The sequence below is a fragment of the Streptomyces sp. NPDC089915 genome (assembly GCF_040684675.1).
In the GTDB taxonomy this organism is placed as follows: Bacteria; Actinomycetota; Actinomycetes; order Streptomycetales; family Streptomycetaceae; genus Streptomyces.
The window spans coordinates 1-15,368 of the sequence record NZ_JBFBGN010000154.1 but is presented as its reverse complement, the minus strand read 5'-3'; the positions used below and the strand labels follow the sequence as shown (position 1 = coordinate 15,368).

Genomic DNA, 15,368 nt, shown 5'->3' with positions numbered 1-15,368 from the left:
CGCGTCGGCGGCCATCGCCAGGCGGATCCGGGTGGCGGGGCGGTAGCCGCCGTCGGTGAGCTCCTCGTCGCGGTCGAGGGAGACGCGGACGGGGCGCGACGCGGATCTGCTGCTCCCGCGTCGCCAGGTCCGCCCGCGCCGCGTAGACCAGCCCCCCGTGCTCCTCCCAGGTCGGCTGCCAGAACTGCAGTCCCCCGTAGAACCCGTTCCCCGTGTTCACCGCCCACCGCCCGCTGCTCTCGCAGTCGGCGACGCAGTCCCACGGCCACTCCCCGCCCGGCCCGCAGTCCCCCGGCCCGTGCCCGACGACCCCCGGCGAACCGGGATGCGCGGACCCCGCCGGCCCGGGAGCCGGCGGGGGCGGGGCCGCGGCCGCGCCGGCGTCCCACGGGAGTACGAGCACCAGCGCGGCGCAGACCGCGGAGGCGGCCCGGCGGAAACGGACATCGGGCATCGCGCCACGCTACGCAGCCCGCTCCCCCCGCCCGCCCCGCCACGCGGCGCACCCCCGCGCCCCACCCGGACGGCCGACCCCCGGCCCGCACGCCAAACGGCCAGCCGACGGCACCAACTGCGCACAACCAGGCAATAGTTGGCAGGAAAACGAAGCCGCCCCCATCCGGTTCACTCGTTCGGGTGGCCGGTTCGATTCCGTTCCCTCAAACGGCGTGACCCCGGCCGAGCCTCGGCCGTTGAGCCCGGCGAGCCGGGAACCCCCCGGCCCCCGCACGAATGAGGAGCCCCCCCGTGCCGCGCATGCTCGACGTCAGTCTTGAGGTACGTGCCGAGATCGGTGACGAAGAAGCCGACAGGCTGCTCACGGGCGATGACGCCCCGGGCAGTTACGACTGCACCTCCTGCCGCACCCCCGGCGACCCCGAGACCGACCCGACGAGCACCGTGCTGTTCGTGGGCGAGGAGACGGCCGTCCTCGCCTTCGCCCACGCCGGCTGCATCCCCTCCCAGGTCGTCACGGTCTCCGAGGCCGAGCTCCAGGGCGCGGTCCGCAGCATCACCGGTGACAGCCCCGCCGCCCCCGAGCAGCCGGCCGCCGCCGGCGAGGTCCCGCAGAGCGTCCCCGGCGGCCAGGCCGTCCTCGGCATCACCAGCGGCCTGATCCTGATCAACGGCGACCTGCACCCCGCGCTCGTCGTCGAGCCGACCGCGCCGATCGCCCGCCCCGGCACCACCGGCCCCGGCGACGACTTCCTGCCGCTCCTCATCGAGCAGGGCTTCATCCCCGTCACCGACACCGAGCAGGTGCCGTCCGCCCTGGAGGGCTGGTCCGTCCTGCTCGCCGGCGGCCAGCTGCACGCCGTGCTCCAGCCCGGCGCGGGCGGCGGCCCCCAGGCCTCCTGGTGGCAGGCGCACCAGGCGCTGTCCGTCACCGACGGCTGGCGGGCCGCGGTCAACAAGACCCAGCGGGTCCTGGTCTACGCCGCCCCCGTCGGCTCCATCGGCCAGCAGCCGCGCGAGGACCTGCTCCGCGACGCCCTGGACAAGGCCGCGAGCAACGGCAAGCTCGTCGCCGCCTCGATGCCCCTCGCGGGTGCCGCGGGCGCCTGAGCCCGCCCCACACCTCACACCGGGAACCGCCGTCCGTCCTCCTCTCGAAGGGGGCCGGGCGGCATGCGCCGGGGGTGCGCGGTCCGTCCCGCGCACCCCCGGCGATCTGCGTTTTAAGCCCGTTCACCCCGCATCCGCAGGGCCCCGGTTTCGTTGGCTGATACGTGCATGCATACGACCCCACCCGCGCCCCGTCCTATCCGAGCAGCGTCCCCCCGATGCGCCCCGCACTGGAACGGGACCACGCCCCGGCCGCCTCGCACACCCCGATCTTCGACGCCCTGTACTCGGAGTACCTGCGCTCCTTCCGGGCCCTGCCGGGCGACCGGAGCGGCGAGGAGGACCTCGGCTTCACCGCGTTCTCGTACGGCTCCTCGTACGGGTCCTCCTACGGCGGCTCCACCGCCGGGTCCGGCTACGGCGGGTCCCCCGGCTCCGCGTACGGGGGCGGCCCGTACACCACCGGGTGGAACGGTTCCGCATGGCAGCGGGCCGATCCCTGGCAGCCCGCGTACCCGCCCGCGCCGATCGTCCCGCAGCCCCTGTACGCCCACGCCGGAACCGCCGTCGCGGTGGCGGCTCCCGGGTCCGGATACGGCGACGGGCGGCAGCACCACACCGGGATGCAGCACATCCCGGCGGCCCTGCCGCCCGCTCCGCGCCGGGGCTACTGACCCCGGCCCGCTGCCGCTACTTCTTCTTCTTGTACTGGGCGCCGCGCTTCTCGCGCACCCGCACCGAGAGGTGGAGCGGGGTGCCCTCGAAGCCGAACTCCTCGCGCAGGCGGCGCTCGATGAAGCGCCGGTAGCCGTGCTCCAGGAAGCCGGAGGCGAAGAGGACGAACCGCGGCGGCTTGCTGCCCGCCTGGGTACCGAACAGGATGCGGGGCTGCTTGCCGCCGCGGATCGGGTGCGGGTGCGCGGCGACGATCTCGCCGAGGAAGGCGTTCAGGCGGCCCGTGGGGACGCGCGTCTCCCAGCCCGCGAGGGCGGCCTCGATCGCCGGGACCAGCTTCTCCATGTGGCGGCCGGTCTTCGCCGAGACGTTGACCCGGGGCGCCCAGGAGACCTGCTGCATCTCGGTCTCGATCTCGCGCTCGAGGTAGTAGCGGCGCTCCTCGTCCAGCTCGTCCCACTTGTTGTACGCGATCACGATCGCGCGGCCGGCCTCGACGGCCATGGTGATGATGCGCTGGTCCTGGACGCTGATGTTCTCGGTGGTGTCGATCAGGATGACCGCCACCTCCGCCTTCTCCACGGCCGCGGCCGTACGCAGCGAGGCGTAGTAGTCGGCGCCCTGCTGGAGGTGGACCTTCTTGCGGATGCCCGCCGTGTCGACGAACTTCCAGGTCACCCCGCCGAGCTCGATCAGCTCGTCGACCGGGTCGCGGGTGGTGCCGGCCAGCTCGTTGACGACGACGCGGTCCTCGCGGGCCACCTTGTTCAGGAGGGAGGACTTGCCGACGTTCGGGCGGCCGATCAGCGCGATGCGGCGCGGGCCGCCGAGCGGCGCGCCGCCGAAGGTCTGCGCGGGGGCGTCCGGCAGGACCTCCAGGACGGCGTCGAGCATGTCGCCCGTGCCGCGGCCGTGCAGCGAGGAGACCGGGTACGGCTGGCCCAGGCCCAGGGACCACAGGTAGGCCGCGTCGGCCTCGCCGCTCTGGCCGTCGACCTTGTTGGCGCACAGCACGACGGGCTTGCCGGCCCGGCGCAGCAGCTTGACCACGGCCTCGTCGCTGTCGGTGGCGCCGACCTTGGCGTCGACGACGAAGACGACCGCGTCGGCGGTCTCGATCGCGTACTCGGCCTGGGCCGCGACGGAGGCGTCGATGCCGAGGACGTCCTGCTCCCAGCCGCCGGTGTCGACGACCTTGAAGCGGCGGCCGGCCCACTCGGCCTCGTAGGTGACGCGGTCGCGGGTGACGCCCGGCTTGTCCTCGACGACGGCCTCGCGGCGGCCGATGATGCGGTTGACCAGGGTCGACTTGCCGACGTTCGGGCGGCCGACGACGGCGAGCACGGGCAGCGGCCCGTGGCCGGCTTCCCCGATCGCGTCCTCGACGTCCTCGAGGTCGAAGCCTTCCTCCGCGGCGAGCTCCATGAACTCCGCGTACTCGGCGTCGCCAAGTGCTCCGTGGTCGTGCTGGTCGTTCATGAAGTCCGTTCCTCGTCGTTCGTGGTGATCGGTGGTGTCGTCCGCGTGGCGGCGGGCACCACTACTGGGTTCAAGTCTCGCTCAGCGCCCGGTGAGGCGCTTGGCGTCGGCCAGGTGGGCGGTCAGCCGGTCCTGGATGCGTACGGTGGCCGCGTCCAGCGCGGTCCGCGTACGGCGGCCCGTGCCGTCCCCGGCCTCGAAGGCGGAGCCGAAGACGACGTCGACCCGGCCGCGCAGCGGCGGAAGGCCCTTGACCAGCCGGCCCCGGGCCTCGGTGCTGCCCAGGACGGCGACCGGCACTATGGGGGCCCCGCCGCGCACCGCGAAGTAGGCGAGCCCGGCGCGCAGGGAGGCGAAGTCCCCCTCGCCCCGGGTGCCCTCGGGGAAGATCCCCAGGGCGCCGCCCTGGTCCAGGACGTCCAGGGCACGGGTGATGGCGGTCCGGTCGGTGCCGGAGCGGTCCACCTTCACCTGCCCGATCCCCTCCAGGAAGGGACCGAGGGGCCCGACGAACGCCTCCTTCTTGATCAGGAAGTGCAGCGGCCGGGGCGCGGTGCCCATGACCATGGGTCCGTCGATGTTGTGGGAGTGGTTCACGGCCAGGATCACGGGGCCGGAGGCGGGTACCTTCCAGGCACCCAGCACACGCGGCTTCCAGAGCCCGTACATGAGCCCGATTCCGATGCGTCTGCCGACCGCCGCACCCTTGAGGGAGGGCGTTTCGCTCACGCGCCCCGCCGCTCTTCCACCAGGGTCACGACGCATTCGATGACCTGGTCGAGGGTGAGCTCGGTGGTGTCGACCTCGACGGCGTCGCCGGCCTTTGCGAGCGGGGAGGTCTTGCGGCCGGAGTCGGCGGCGTCCCGCTTGACCAGGGCCTCGCGGGTGGCGGCGAGGTCCGCGGCCTCCTTGCCGCGCAGCTCACCGCTGCGGCGGGCGGCGCGGGCCTCGGCGGAGGCGGTCAGGAAGATCTTGAGGTCGGCGTCGGGCAGCACGGTGGTGCCGATGTCCCGGCCCTCGACGACGATCCCGCCGGCCTCCGCCGCCTCGGCGGCGATAGAGCGCTGGAGCTCGGTGATCAGGGTGCGCACCTCGGGGACGGCGCTGACGGCGCTGACCTTGGAGGTGACCTCCTGGGTGCGGATCGGGCCGGAGGCGTCCTGGCCGTCCACGGTGATGGTGGGCGCGGAGGGGTCCGTACCGGAGACGATGGCGGGCTTGCCCGCGGCGAGGGCGATCGCCTGCGGGTCGTCGGTGTCGATGCCGTTGGTGATCATCCACCAGGTGATCGCCCGGTACTGGGCACCGGTGTCCAGGTAGCGCAGCCCGAGCTTGGCGGCCACGGCCTTGGAGGTGCTGGACTTGCCCGTGCCGGAGGGACCGTCGATGGCGACGGTCACGGCGGACGGAGCTGCGGATTCCACGGTGCGGGCACCTTCCTGGTTGCGCGTACGTGTCCGGGCGCGCCAATAGCGCCCCTCCCCAGGTTACCGGCCCCGGACGCCCGCCGTTCCCGGGCGGGCGCCGGGGCCTTCCCCGGACCCGCCGGGCGCCCGTGCTACTGCTGGCGCAGGGCCCAGCCCCGCTCCCGCAGCTCCGCGGTCAGGGCCGCCACGGCGCGGGGCTCCACCATGAGCTGCACCAGGCCCGCCTGCTGGCCGGTCGCGTGCTCGATCCGCACGTCCTCGATGTTGACCCCGGCCCGGCCCGCGTCGGCGAAGATCCGCGCCAGCTCGCCGGGCTTGTCGCTGATGAACACCCCGACCGTCTCGTAGGCCATGGGGGCCGCGCCGTGCTTGCCGGGGACCCGGACCCGGCCGGCGTTGCCGCGCTTGAGGACGTCCTCGATGCCGGCGGCGCCGCCCCGGCGCTTGGCCTCGTCGGCTGACTGGAGGCCGCGCAGGGCCTCCACCGTCTCCTCCAGGTCGGCGGCGATGCCGGCCAGGACGTCGGCGACCGGTCCGGGGTTGGCGGAGAGGATCTCCACCCACATCCGGGGGTCGGAGGCGGCGATCCGGGTCACGTCGCGGATGCCCTGGCCGCACAGCCGCACCGCCGTCTCGTCCGCCTCCTCCAGGCGGGCGGCGACCATGCTGGAGACCAGCTGCGGGGTGTGCGAGACCAGGGCGACCGCCCGGTCGTGGGCGTCGGCGTCCATCACCACGGGGACGGCCCGGCACAGGGCGACGAGCTCCAGCGCCAGGTTCAGCACCTCGTGGTCGGTGTCGCGGGTCGGGGTCAGCACCCAGGGGCGGCCCTCGAACAGATCCGCGGTCGCGGCGAGCGGGCCGGAACGCTCCTTGCCGGCCATGGGGTGGGTGCCGATGTAGGCGGAGGTGTCGGCGCCCAGGGCGACCAGCTCGCGGCGCGGCCCGCCCTTGACGCTGGCCACGTCCACGTACGCCCGGGCCGTCCCGCGGCCGATGGCGTCGGCGAGGGCGGTGGCCACGTGGGCGGGGGGTACGGCGATGACGGCGAGGTCGACCTGGCCCTCGGGGGCGTCGTCGGTGCCGGCGCCCAGGGCGGCCGCGGTACGGGCCTGCGCGGGGTCGTGGTCGACGAGGTGGACGGCGATGCCCCGGGCGGTCAGGGCGAGCGCCGCGGAGGTGCCGATCAGTCCGGTTCCGATGACGACGGCGGTTCTCACGGGGCGCTCCAGGGGTGATCACGTAACGGCAGGGCCTGACTCAGGGTAGCCACTCGGTACCGCGAAAGGACCCGGCGGTCCGCCCTGTGGACGGGGCCGGGCCCTCGCGGCCGGTCTCGGCGGAAGTCAGAGGTTCTGCTGGCGGATGATGTCCTCCAGCGAGCCGCTCGGCACCTGCCCGCCCGGGGTCAGCTTGTCGACGGCCTGCGGGAGGACATGGGCGATCTGGTCGGCGGCCTCCTCGGGGCTGACCCCGGCCTGCTGGGCCGCCTGCAGGAGGGCGTCGTCGTCCAGCGCCTCCTTGATCTGGGCGCCGCTGACGGGCTGGTTGTCGCCGGTGCCGATCCAGGACTGCGCCTGGTCCGCGAGGCCGGACTTGGTCAGCATGTCCAGCAGCCCGCCGAGGGGGTTGTTCGCACCCGCGCCCGCCTGGCCGCCGGCGCCGCCGCCCAGGGCGCCGAGCAGCGCGCCGAGGATGTTGCCCGCGCCACCGCCGCCCTGGCCACCGCTGCCGCCACCGCCGAGGAGTCCGCCGAGGAGGGAGCCGAGGTCGTTACCCGCCATGGTCCTGTGCCTTTCGAAGGGGGGCCGGGCGCACGCGTCAGCGGCGGGGCCCGGCTTCGGGACACGGACAATGTCACCCGGATCACCACGTACCGCCACTTGGCGCGCCGCTGTCCGGCACCGTGCGGTAGAACCACCGGCATGATCTTCCACATCGTCCCGCTCGCGGAGTGGAGCGCCGCTCCCGCGCTCCCGTACGCCCCCGCCTCGCTCGCCTCCGAGGGGTTCGTCCACTGCTCGGCGGACCGGCCGACCGTCCTTTCCATCGCGGACTCCCACTACCGGGAGGTGCCGGGCCCGCTGCTCGCCGTGGAGCTCGACGAGGCGGCGCTGGCGGCGGAGGTCCGCCGCACCGGCCCGGCCGACCCGTACCCGCACGTCCACGGCCCGTTGAACCGGGACGCCGTGGTGCGCGTGTGGGAGGTCGTACGCACGCCCGGCGGCGGCCCGGCGGAGCTGACCCCCTGGCACCCGGGCGGATGAACCGGAGTGGCGGGCTTCAAACGGAGCCCGCCGCGCGCCAGGATGCTCCTCGCCATCCCCGCCACCGACGAACCACGGAGCTCTCATGACCGAGTCACAGACCGCCCGGCGCACGGTACTCACGGCCGGGGCCGCCGCCCTGGCGGGCGGCACGCTCGCCGCCTGCGGAGGTGGCGGGGAGAAGAAGCCCGCCACCGAGCCGGCCGGCCCGTCCGCCCCGTCGGCCGAGGCCCCGGCGGCCTCCTCGCCCGCCGCGTCCGCCGCGGCGTCCGCCCCGCCGCAGGGCGCGAAGCCCCTCGTGGACTCGTCGAAGGTGCCGGTCGGCGGCGGGACGGTGCTCAAGGAGGCGAAGCTGGTGGTGACCCAGCCGACGGCCGGGTCCTTCCGCTGCTTCACGGCGGTGTGCACGCACCAGGGCTGCCTGGTGAACAAGGTGGCGGACGGCACCATCGACTGCCCCTGCCACGGCAGCAAGTTCCAGGTCGCGGACGGTTCGGTGGTCAACGGCCCGGCGACGCGCCCGCTGGAGGAGAAGCAGATCACGGTGGCCCCCAACGGCGAAATCTCGCTCGCCTAGCCCGGACCCCGCCGCCTACCCTCCCCCGCATGGACGACCTCACCCTGGTCCGGGACCACACGATCTACGCCTGCGTGACGGGCTCCCGCGCCTTCGGGCTGGCCACGGAGGCGAGCGACACCGACCGGCGCGGTGTCTTCCTCGCCCCCACGCCGCTCTTCTGGCGGTTCGACAAGCCCCCCACGCACGTGGAGGGGCCGCGGGAGGAGGAGTTCTCCTGGGAACTGGAGCGCTTCTGCGAGCTCGCGCTGCGCGCCAACCCGAACATCCTGGAGTGCCTGCACTCCCCCCTCGTGGAGCGGATCACCCCGGTGGGCGAGGAACTGGTGTCCCTGCGCGGCGCGTTCCTCTCCCGCCGGGCCCACGCCACCTTCACCCGCTACGCGGCCGGCCAGCACCGCAAGCTCGTCGCGGACGTGCGCCTCCACGGCGCCCCCCGCTGGAAGCACGCCATGCACCTGCTGCGCCTGCTCCTGTCCTGCCGCGACCTGCTCCGCACCGGCCGCCTGGAGATCGACGCCGCCCCGTACCGCGACCGCCTGCTGGCGGTGAAGCGGGGCGAGCTGACCTGGGAGGAGGTCGACACCTGGATGACCCGCCTCACGGCCGAGGCCGACGCGGCCCTCACCTCCAGCCCCCTCCCGGACGGCCCCGACCTCGCCCGGGTCGAGGACTTCCTGCACCGGACCCGCCTCGCCTCGGCCCGCTAGGGCGTCTCACGCGTCCCAGAGGGCTCCGAAGGCGAGGAGTTCGTCGCGGTACTCGATGCCGCCCTCCCAGTCGCGCGGCCAGGCGTCCGCGCCGAGGTGGGCGCCGGCGAAGGCGCCGGCCAGGCAGGCGATCGAGTCGGAGTCCCCCGCCGTGCAGGCCCCGCGGCGCAGGGCCAGGAGGGGTTCGTCCGGGAAGAGCAGGAAGCACTGGAGGGCGGTGGCCAGGGCCTCCTCGGCGATCCAGCCCTCACCCGTGGTCAGGCACGGGTCCGTCTCCGGGGAGGGGGTGCGCAGGGCCGCCGCGAGCCGGTCCAGGGCGGCCAGGCAGTCGTCCCAGCCCCGGGCGATGAAGGACTCCGCCGAGGCGTCGGAGGCGGTGCGCATCCAGAGGTCGCCGAGCCAGCGCCCGTGGTAGCGGGTGCGGTTCTCCAGGGCGTACGAGCGCAGCCGCCCGACCAGGCCCGTCACCTCGGTGCCCTGCGCCAGGAGGTACACGGCGCGGGCGGTCAGGTCGGAGGCCGCGAGGGCGGTGGGGTGGCCGTGGGTGAGGGCCGACTGGAGCTGGGCGGCGCCCGCGCGCTCCTCCTCCGTCCAGCCGGGGACCAGGCCGACGGGTGCGACGCGCATGTTGGCGCCGCAGCCCTTGGAGCCCACCTGGCTGGCGTCCCGCCAGTCCCGCGCCGGGTCGTTCAGCAGGCCGCAGGCCACCATGCAGGTGCGGCCGGGGGCGCGGTTGTTCTCCGGGGAGTGGTACCAGTCGACGAACTCCTCGCGGACCGGCCGGGCCAGGCGCAGCGGGCCCACGGGGCCGCGCTCCGCGGCGGTCCGCATGCCGCGGGCCAGGGCCAGGGTCATCTGGGTGTCGTCGGTGACGATCGCCGGGCGGGGCAGCCGCATCCCCCGCCACGGCCCGGTCTTGGCCAGGATGGACGGGACGTCGTTGAACTCGGTCGGGAAGCCGAGGGCGTCGCCCAGGGCCAGGCCGATGAGGGCGCCGGTCGCGGCGCGCTTCGGGGCGGTCACGGGGTCGGTCCTTCCGTAGGTCGCAGCAGGGGCGGGTGGAGCGCGGTGGCCGGTCCGGCCCGGTAGAGGGCGGCGGGTTTGCCGCGGCCGCCGGTGAGCCGGGCGGCTCCGGGCACGGCTTGGACGAAGCCGGGCGTGGCGAGGACCTTGCGGCGGAAGTTGGGGCGGTCGAGGCCGGTGTCCCAGACGGTCTCGTAGACGGCCTGCAGTTCCCCGAGGGTGAACTCGGGCGGGCAGAAGGCGGTGGCGAGGCAGGTGTACTCCAGCTTCGCGCCCACCCGCAGGCGGGCGTCCGCGAGGATCCGGCCGTGGTCGAACGCGAGCCCGGAGGCCTGCGCCACCGGCACCCAGCGGGCCCGGTCGGCGTCCCCTCCGCCGTCCTCGGCCGGCTCGGGCAGGTCGGGGACGAGCGCGGTGAAGGCGACGGAGACCACCCGCATCCGGGGGTCGCGGTCCGGTTCGCTGTAGGTGCGCAGCTGCTCCAGGTGGAGGGCCCCGACCAGCTCCGGCGCCAGTCCCGTCTCCTCGGCGAGCTCGCGCAGGGCCGCCGTCTCGGCGGACTCCCGGGGCAGCACGAAGCCGCCGGGCAGCGCCCAGGCCCCGGCGTACGGGTCCCGTCCGCGCCGGATCAGCAGGACGTGCAGGGCGCCGCCGCGCACGGTGAACACCGCCAGGTCGACGGTCACCGCGAACGGCTCGAAGGCGTGCGGGTCGTAGGCCGCGGGGGCCGCCGGTCCGGGGCCGGGCGGGCGCCGGCGGTCTCCACGCTCGGCCGCCGGGGGGTTCACCGGCGCTCCGGGAGCGGGGCGGTGAAGTGCCAGCCCTCGGCCAGCAGGCCGTCGACGGCGGCGACGGCCCGCTCCAGCCGTGCCTCCCGGTCGCCGCCCACGACCAGGAAGCGCCGCCCGGTGCGTTCGAGTTCCCGCCGGAACCGGGCGGTCATCCAGGGTCTGAGCTCCTGCCCGTCGCGCAGCCCGTCGTCCTCGAAGGGAACCCCCTCGTGGTCCGTCAGCAGGTACAGGTCGCGCCGGGTCCGCGCGGCGATCCGCTCGACCTCGCGGTTGCGGCCGCCGACGTAGCGCTCGTGCCAGATGCCGGTGGCGAAGGAGTCGGTGTCGCAGAAGAGCACCGGCGAGCCGAGCCGGGCGGCCCGGTCCTCGTTCTCGTCCTGCCGCCGGGCGATCAGCGGGAACTCCTCCGAGGCGAAGGACACGTCCTCCCAGGAGGCCGCCGGGTCCAGCGCGCGGGCCGCGGCCAGCTTCTCCTCGCTGTACTCGCGCCCGTACTCGGCGACCCAGCCGGTCTTCGCCCAGACCCCGCCGCGCCGCCGGTAGTGCGCGGCCAGCTCGCGCGAGAGGGTGGTGGTGCCGGTGGACTCGGCGCCGAGGACGACGACCCGCCGGGCCAGCGCGGCCCGTACGGACGGCCCCAGGAACTCCCAGCGGCCGGCCGGGTCCGCCCGTACGGCCGTCCCGGAGACCGGGAACAGGCTGCGCGCCGGGTCCACGCAGACCTCCTCCGCGCCGAACCGCCGGGCCAGCTCGGTCCCGTACTCCTCGGAGGTGAAGACGGCGTCCACGGGCCGGCCCACCGCCGCGCGGAAGATCGCCATGTGCGCCTCCCAGACCGCCGGGTCGTGCAGGTCGACGGGGACGTCGTCGACCGCTCCGACCACGTCCGCGCCGGGGTGCTCCTCGCGCATCCAGGCGACCCGGTCGGCGAGCGGCACCGACTCCACGGAGGCGGCGCAGACCAGCACGGTCAGCCGTTCGCACTGGTCCTGGGCGGTGCGCACCAGGTGGTGGTGGCCGGCGTGCGGCGGGTAGAACTTGCCGAGCACCAGCCCGTGCCCGTACCGCCTTCCGCCGCTCACGCCGCCGCTCCCGCGGTCGCCGCCGTACGGGCGCCGGGCGCCTGGAGGGCGCGCCGCCAGCCCGCGTGGCCGGCCGCGCACAGGGCGAGGAAGCCGACGTAGAGGACCGAGGTCAGGTAGAGCCCCTTGTAGGCGTAGAGCGGGACGTAGACCAGGTCGGCGGCGATCCACAGCCACCAGGACTCCAGGAGCTTGCGGCACTGCCCGTAGGTGGCCATGAGCGAGAGGGCGGTGGTCAGCGCGTCCCAGAAGGGGACGGTGGAGTCGCTGACCCGGCCGAGGAGCAGGGTCAGCGCGGCGGTCCCCACCGCCCCCGCCGCGAGCAGCCACAGCCATTCGGCACGCGTGGTGCGGCGTACCGGCAGGGCCTCGGCGGTTCCTGGTCCACCCCCGTGGGTCCAGGACCACCAGCCGTAGGCGGCGAGGGCGATGAAGACGATCTGGAGCCCGGCGTCGGCGTAGAGGCCGGACTGGGCGAACAGGACGATGAAGAACACGTTGTTGGCGATGCCCACCGGCCAGTTGGCGACGTGCTGCCGGGCCACCAGCCAGACGCACAGGGCGCCCGTGGCGAAGCCGAGGATCTCGGTCCAGCTCAAGTACCAGCCCATGGGGCCACCCGCTCCCTTTAATAGTCAGACTGACTATAAACAGGCGCGGACCGCTCCGGCAAGGGAGGTGCGGGAACGCGGAAGCCCGCGGTGCCGGGGGCACCGCGGGCTTCCGTACGCCGTCGGGTGGGGCCTAGAGGCCGACCTCGCGCATGAGCATGCCGACCTCGGTGTTGGTCAGGCGGCGCAGCCAGCCGGACTTCTGGTCGCCGAGCTCGATCGGGCCGAAGGCGGTCCGGACGAGCTTGTCGACCGGGAAGCCGGCCTCGGACAGCATGCGGCGGACGATGTGCTTGCGGCCCTCGTGGAGGGTCACCTCGACCAGGTAGTTCTTGCCGACCTGGTCGACGACGCGGAAGTTGTCGGCGCGGGCGTACCCGTCCTCCAGCTCGATGCCGTCCTTGAGCCGCTTGCCGATGTCGCGCGGCAGGTTGCCGGTGATCGCGGCGACGTACGTCTTCTGCACGCCGTACTTCGGGTGCGTGAGGCGGTGGGCCAGCTCACCGTGGTTGGTGAGGAGGATGATGCCCTCGGTCTCGGTGTCGAGCCGGCCGACGTGGAAGAGGCGGGTCTCGCGGTTGGTGACGTAGTCGCCCAGGCACTGGCGGCCGTCCGGGTCCTCCATGGTGGAGACGACGCCGGCCGGCTTGTTCAGCGCGAAGAACAGGTACGACTGGGTGGCGACCGTCAGGCCGTCCACCTTGATCTCGTCCTTCGGCTGGACGCGCTTGCCCTGCTCCGTGACGATCTCGCCGTTGACCTCGACGCGGGCCTGCTCGATGAGCTCCTCGCACGCGCGGCGCGAGCCCATGCCGGCCCGGGCCAGCACCTTCTGCAGCCGCTCGCCCTCCAGCTCGGCGCCGGGGAAGGTCTTCGGGGTCTTGATCACCGGCTTGTCGGCGTACCGGTCGCGCACGCGCTCCTCGATCCGCGCGTCCAGCTCGCGGGGGCGGGACTGGCCGCTGCGGCTGCCCGGGCCGCGGCGCGGGCCGCCGGCGCCGCCGATGCCGGGGGTCTTGGAGGTCCGGGGACCGCCCTTGGCGCCACCGCGCGCGTCCGCGCCACGGGCGCCGCCGCCGCTGCGGCCGCTGCGCTCGCCCTCGGGGCCCACGTCGTAGCGGCGCTCCTCGGGGCGCGGGTTGCGGGGGCGCTGGGGCGCCTGGTCGCGGTCACGGTCGCGCGGGCCGCCCTGGCCGCCACCCGAGCCACCGCGGTAGCCGCCGCCGCTGCCCGAGCCGCCGCGGTAGCCACCGCCGCCGCCCGAGCCGCCACGGTAGCCGCCGCCGCTGCCGCTGCCGCTCCCGCCGCGGTAGCCACCGCCGCCGGAGGAGCCGCCGCCGCGGGCGCCACCGCGCCCGCCGCCACCGCCGCCGCTGTTCCTGTTGCCACCGTTGCCGTTGCCGCTGCTTCGCATCAAATGTCCGTCGTCTTGTCGTCGTCTACGTCAGTGTCCGGTGCGTCCGGATCGAACGACGGCACACCTTCTTGCGTCTCGGCTTCGATCGCGTCCGCCTCGGGGAGGAAGGGCGCGAGCTCCGGGAGCTCGTCCAGGCCGCGCAGGCCCATCCGCTCCAGAAAGTAGTTCGTCGTCCTGTACAGGATCGCACCTGTTTCGGGTTCCGTGCCCGCCTCGGCCACCAGACCCCGCTGGAGCAGGGTCCGCATGACCCCGTCGCAGTTGACCCCGCGGACCGCCGAGACCCGCGAACGGCTCACCGGCTGGCGGTACGCGACGACCGCCAGCGTCTCCAGGGCCGCCTGGGTGAGCCGGGCCTGCTGGCCGTCCAGGACGAAGGCCTCGACGGCGTCCGCGTACTCGGGCCGGGTGTAGAACCGCCAGCCCCCGGCGACCTGCCGCAGCTCGAAGCCCCTGCGCTGGACGGTGTACTCGTCGGCCAGGGCGGCGAGGGCGTCGGCGACCTCGCGGGGGGCGCGTCCGAGCACCTTGGCGAGGTGGTCGACGGTCGCGGGCTCGTCGACCACCATCAGGACGGCCTCCAGGGCCCCCTTGAGCTCCATCAGTCCCCTGCCTCCACGACTCGGTCGAACTCGTCGGTCACCGTCGGCATGCCGTCGCCGTCGCCGCCGCACCAGCGGACGGTGAGGGTGAGCAGCGCCTCCTCCTGGTCGAGGACCACGGCCTTCTCCCGGTACAGCTCCAGGAGCGCCAGGAACCGGGCGACGACGGTGAGGGTGTCCGGGGCGTCCTCGGCCAGCTCCCGGAAGGTGGCCTCGCCGCGCGCCTTCAGCAGGCGTACGACGAGACCCGCCTGCTCGCGGACGCTGACCAGCGGGGCGTGGATGTGGTCCACGTAGACCTCGGGCTCCGCCCTGGGCCGCATGGCCCGGACGGCGAGACGGGCGAGGCCTTCGGCGCCGATGGTGATGACCACCTCCGGCAGCAGCTCGGCGTGGTGCGGCTCCAGCCCGACGGTACGGGGGAACCGGCGCCCCTCGTCCTCGGCGCGGTGCTCGAAGATCTCGGCGATCCGCTTGTACGCCCGGTACTGGAGCAGCCGGGCGAAGAGCAGGTCCCGGGCCTCCAGGAGCGCGAGGTCGGCCTCGTCCTCCACCTCGGCGGCGGGCAGCAGCCGGGCGGTCTTGAGGTCGAGGAGGGTGGCGGCGACGACGAGGAACTCGGTGGTCTGGTCGAGGTCCCACTCGGGGCCCATGGCGCGGATGTGCGCCATGAACTCGTCGGTGACCTTGGAGAGGGCGACCTCGGTGACGTCGAGCTTGTGCCGGGAGATCAGCTGGAGCAGCAGGTCGAAGGGCCCCTCGAAGTTGTCGAGCCGCAACGTGAACCGGCCGTCGCCTCCGGCGGGAGGTGTGGTGGCCGCGTCGGGGGCCTGCGGGGGGTCACCGGCGGCCGCGGAGGCCGCGGGGGTGCCGTTGATGCCTCCTGGGGCTGCCGGGGCCGCAGCGGGCGCCGCAGCGGGTTCCTGCGGGGCGGCGGGGCCGCGCCCCAGGGGCCGGCGGGCGGGGTGGTTCGGGGGCATGCGGGTCCAGGGTGGTGCGGGGTGCTGCCGGGCGGCAGTGGCAGCCTAGGCCCTGGCCGGGCGTTTCCGTCCCACCACGGGCCGGGGGTGCCGCTGCGCGGGGCCTCCTGGGGGCTCCGCCCCCAGACCCCCGCGCCTCAAACGCCGGCGGGGCTATAAAC

17 protein-coding genes and 1 pseudogene are annotated in these 15,368 nt (G+C 74.5%); 5 read left to right on the top strand and 13 right to left on the bottom strand.

Translation table 11 applies throughout. The features are described from left to right. Positions 1-94: 94 nt before the first annotated feature. Positions 95-454, bottom strand: a pseudogene (locus AB0O29_RS30195) (transglycosylase family protein); the annotation flags it as partial. 293 nt (positions 455-747) lie between these two features. On the opposite strand from AB0O29_RS30195, the gene AB0O29_RS30190 reads away from it, so the two are divergent. Further along, positions 748-1,566 (top strand): hypothetical protein, encoded by an 819-nt coding sequence (locus AB0O29_RS30190; RefSeq protein WP_365157801.1) that lies wholly within the window; start codon positions 748-750, stop codon positions 1,564-1,566. A gap of 218 nt (positions 1,567-1,784) precedes the next feature. Then, positions 1,785-2,240, top strand: a complete 456-nt coding sequence (locus tag AB0O29_RS30185) for a hypothetical protein (protein ID WP_365157798.1) — start codon at positions 1,785-1,787, stop codon at positions 2,238-2,240. Positions 2,241-2,256: 16 nt separating this feature from the next. Here the strand turns inward: AB0O29_RS30185 and der are convergent, their stop codons facing one another. From der to AB0O29_RS30160, 5 genes are all read right to left on the bottom strand, one after another. Beyond that, entirely contained in the window at positions 2,257-3,720 is a 1,464-nt protein-coding gene (gene der, locus AB0O29_RS30180; RefSeq protein ID WP_365157796.1) for a ribosome biogenesis GTPase Der, read from the bottom strand. Between the two features lie 81 nt (positions 3,721-3,801). Beyond that, on the bottom strand, positions 3,802-4,485 hold the full coding sequence (locus tag AB0O29_RS30175) for a lysophospholipid acyltransferase family protein (protein WP_365157793.1): 684 nt from the start codon (positions 4,483-4,485) through the stop codon (positions 3,802-3,804). After that, entirely contained in the window at positions 4,446-5,144 is a 699-nt protein-coding gene (gene cmk, locus AB0O29_RS30170) for a (d)CMP kinase (protein WP_365157790.1), read from the bottom strand. The genes AB0O29_RS30175 and cmk overlap by 40 nt, the downstream gene beginning before the upstream one ends. Positions 5,145-5,278: 134 nt before the next feature. After that, positions 5,279-6,367 carry a prephenate dehydrogenase gene (locus AB0O29_RS30165; protein WP_365157787.1) on the bottom strand — a complete coding sequence of 363 codons (1,089 nt, stop codon included), beginning with the start codon at positions 6,365-6,367 and terminating at the stop codon, positions 5,279-5,281. A gap of 126 nt (positions 6,368-6,493) precedes the next feature. After that, positions 6,494-6,931, bottom strand: coding sequence for a YidB family protein (locus AB0O29_RS30160; protein ID WP_365157784.1), 438 nt, complete (start codon positions 6,929-6,931; stop codon positions 6,494-6,496). 141 nt (positions 6,932-7,072) lie between these two features. Here AB0O29_RS30160 and AB0O29_RS30155 point away from each other — a divergent pair, with 141 nt between their 5' ends. The 3 genes from AB0O29_RS30155 (at position 7,073) to AB0O29_RS30145 (ending at position 8,701) form a co-directional block, all read left to right on the top strand. Next, positions 7,073-7,414, top strand: coding sequence for a DUF952 domain-containing protein (locus tag AB0O29_RS30155; RefSeq protein WP_365157781.1), 342 nt, complete (start codon positions 7,073-7,075; stop codon positions 7,412-7,414). Positions 7,415-7,499: 85 nt separating this feature from the next. Continuing rightward, positions 7,500-7,991: a Rieske (2Fe-2S) protein gene (locus AB0O29_RS30150; protein WP_365157778.1), complete on the top strand. Its 492-nt coding sequence runs from the start codon at positions 7,500-7,502 to the stop codon at positions 7,989-7,991. 29 nt (positions 7,992-8,020) lie between these two features. Next, on the top strand, positions 8,021-8,701 hold the full coding sequence (locus AB0O29_RS30145) for a nucleotidyltransferase domain-containing protein (protein ID WP_365157775.1): 681 nt from the start codon (positions 8,021-8,023) through the stop codon (positions 8,699-8,701). A 6-nt stretch (positions 8,702-8,707) separates the two neighbouring features. Here AB0O29_RS30145 and AB0O29_RS30140 read toward each other — a convergent pair whose 3' ends face one another. The 7 genes from AB0O29_RS30140 to AB0O29_RS30110 all read right to left on the bottom strand — a co-directional run bounded on the left by AB0O29_RS30140 (position 8,708) and on the right by AB0O29_RS30110 (position 15,207). Then, positions 8,708-9,724 carry an ADP-ribosylglycohydrolase family protein gene (locus AB0O29_RS30140; RefSeq protein WP_365157772.1) on the bottom strand — a complete coding sequence of 339 codons (1,017 nt, stop codon included), beginning with the start codon at positions 9,722-9,724 and terminating at the stop codon, positions 8,708-8,710. Then, positions 9,721-10,410: an NUDIX domain-containing protein gene (locus AB0O29_RS30135; protein WP_365157804.1), complete on the bottom strand. Its 690-nt coding sequence runs from the start codon at positions 10,408-10,410 to the stop codon at positions 9,721-9,723. The genes AB0O29_RS30140 and AB0O29_RS30135 overlap by 4 nt, the downstream gene beginning before the upstream one ends. Before the next feature lie 98 nt (positions 10,411-10,508). Continuing rightward, positions 10,509-11,597, bottom strand: coding sequence for an AAA family ATPase (locus AB0O29_RS30130; protein ID WP_365157769.1), 1,089 nt, complete (start codon positions 11,595-11,597; stop codon positions 10,509-10,511). Further along, positions 11,594-12,208 carry a nicotinamide riboside transporter PnuC gene (pnuC, locus tag AB0O29_RS30125; RefSeq protein WP_365157766.1) on the bottom strand — a complete coding sequence of 205 codons (615 nt, stop codon included), beginning with the start codon at positions 12,206-12,208 and terminating at the stop codon, positions 11,594-11,596. The genes AB0O29_RS30130 and pnuC overlap by 4 nt, the downstream gene beginning before the upstream one ends. A gap of 133 nt (positions 12,209-12,341) precedes the next feature. Continuing rightward, positions 12,342-13,622 carry a pseudouridine synthase gene (locus AB0O29_RS30120; protein WP_365157764.1) on the bottom strand — a complete coding sequence of 427 codons (1,281 nt, stop codon included), beginning with the start codon at positions 13,620-13,622 and terminating at the stop codon, positions 12,342-12,344. Beyond that, positions 13,622-14,227, bottom strand: coding sequence for an SMC-Scp complex subunit ScpB (gene scpB / locus AB0O29_RS30115; RefSeq protein ID WP_365157761.1), 606 nt, complete (start codon positions 14,225-14,227; stop codon positions 13,622-13,624). Before scpB ends, AB0O29_RS30120 begins: the two co-directional genes overlap by 1 nt. Continuing rightward, positions 14,227-15,207, bottom strand: a complete 981-nt coding sequence (locus AB0O29_RS30110; protein WP_365157758.1) for a segregation/condensation protein A — start codon at positions 15,205-15,207, stop codon at positions 14,227-14,229. The genes scpB and AB0O29_RS30110 overlap by 1 nt, the downstream gene beginning before the upstream one ends. Positions 15,208-15,368 lie beyond the last annotated feature (161 nt).

Excerpts from the sequence above, each read along its gene's own strand:
- AB0O29_RS30150 (WP_365157778.1), top strand. The coding sequence starts at position 7,500 with ATGACCGAGTCACAGACCGCCCGGCGCACGGTACTCACGGCCGGGGCC.
- AB0O29_RS30145 (WP_365157775.1), top strand. The coding sequence starts at position 8,021 with ATGGACGACCTCACCCTGGTCCGGGACCACACGATCTACGCCTGCGTG.
- AB0O29_RS30160 (WP_365157784.1), bottom strand. The coding sequence starts at position 6,931 with ATGGCGGGTAACGACCTCGGCTCCCTCCTCGGCGGACTCCTCGGCGGT.
- pnuC (WP_365157766.1), bottom strand. The coding sequence starts at position 12,208 with ATGGGCTGGTACTTGAGCTGGACCGAGATCCTCGGCTTCGCCACGGGC.
- AB0O29_RS30185 (WP_365157798.1), top strand. The coding sequence starts at position 1,785 with ATGCGCCCCGCACTGGAACGGGACCACGCCCCGGCCGCCTCGCACACC.
- der (WP_365157796.1), bottom strand. The coding sequence starts at position 3,720 with ATGAACGACCAGCACGACCACGGAGCACTTGGCGACGCCGAGTACGCG.
- AB0O29_RS30110 (WP_365157758.1), bottom strand. The coding sequence starts at position 15,207 with ATGCCCCCGAACCACCCCGCCCGCCGGCCCCTGGGGCGCGGCCCCGCC.
- scpB (WP_365157761.1), bottom strand. The coding sequence starts at position 14,227 with ATGGAGCTCAAGGGGGCCCTGGAGGCCGTCCTGATGGTGGTCGACGAG.
- AB0O29_RS30175 (WP_365157793.1), bottom strand. The coding sequence starts at position 4,485 with ATGCGTCGTGACCCTGGTGGAAGAGCGGCGGGGCGCGTGAGCGAAACG.
- AB0O29_RS30155 (WP_365157781.1), top strand. The coding sequence starts at position 7,073 with ATGATCTTCCACATCGTCCCGCTCGCGGAGTGGAGCGCCGCTCCCGCG.
- AB0O29_RS30120 (WP_365157764.1), bottom strand. The coding sequence starts at position 13,622 with ATGCGAAGCAGCGGCAACGGCAACGGTGGCAACAGGAACAGCGGCGGC.